Source organism: Tepidibacillus decaturensis, assembly GCF_001561915.1.
In the GTDB taxonomy this organism is placed as follows: domain Bacteria; phylum Bacillota; class Bacilli; order Tepidibacillales; family Tepidibacillaceae; genus Tepidibacillus_B; species Tepidibacillus_B infernus.
The window spans coordinates 1,740,174-1,741,219 of record NZ_LSKU01000001.1; the positions used below are offsets into that span (position 1 = coordinate 1,740,174).

Annotated in this window: 1 protein-coding gene; it reads right to left on the reverse strand. The window is 36.0% G+C overall.

The window, feature by feature from the left end; all coding sequences use genetic code 11:
* Nucleotides 1-972 (reverse strand): 2-keto-3-deoxygluconate permease (locus tag U473_RS08255; protein ID WP_068725228.1); only part of this gene is annotated, 972 nt, incomplete at its 3' end.
* Between the last annotated feature and the right edge of the window lie 74 nt (nucleotides 973-1,046).

Consider the following 1,046-nt stretch of genomic DNA (forward strand, 5'->3'; position numbering starts at 1 on the left):
TCCCGTTTTTAAATGGGAAGATATCACTTTTTTAGCTAATTTAACTAAGAAACCTATATAAATAGGTAATAAGATCGCTGTTGTTACGGTAGAAGCAGCTACTTGAACGGTTGCTAAATCTGCAACTGAAGCAAATGTAGCGTTAGCTGCAGCTATTGCTGCAGGAGTGGCAACCGCGTTACCTGCTGTAGACCCTTCTGCAGCTCCTACAATAGGATTCCAGCCAAACATCTTAAATATAAAATAACCGGCTGTACCTGTTAAAAATACAGTCATTACACCTAATAAAATACCTGATAATCCGCCCTCAATAATCTTCCCAAAATCAATTCCCATTCCTAATGCAAAAGCAAAGAATGGAATTAACATATCGCTACCTTTTCCTAAAAACTCTCTCATTTCATGGTCTAAGTTACCTAATACCATCCCAACGACAATTGGTAGTAAAACGGAAATAAAAGAGACAATTGAAAACATTCCATTAACAAATCCCATGGCTCCAAAAATTGATAACGCTACCATTGTTAAGAATGGACCATCATTTAATGCTAATATAGAATAGGCTGCTTTGTCATCTTTTTCACCATATTGGCCAACTATTGCCATATATAGTCCACCATTACTATTGGTCATAGCTGCAATAATAGCTAAGGGTGCTAAACCCAAAAATAAGCCATTAGCCCCAGCAAACATATAAGCAATTAAACCAACTACTGCACCAACTAACCACTTTACCACTAATAATGTGGTCCCTTTAGCAATACTAACTCCAAAGCTCTTGACATCAATTTGGGCACCAGCAGTTAATAAGAATAATGCAATAAGTGTTCCTGCTCCACTAACAAATAATTGTTCTGTAAAATTACCAATTCTCAGTAAGTTAGGCGCTACAGTATTGATCGTTGCAGCCAACAATAAAGGAACAACCATCATACCTCCTGGAATTCTGTCTAAAGTCGCCTTAATTTTCATAGACTCTCCTCCATTCTAATTTTATATGTTTAATATTGCAACAAATAAATAATAAAGAAAGCGATTACATTTAT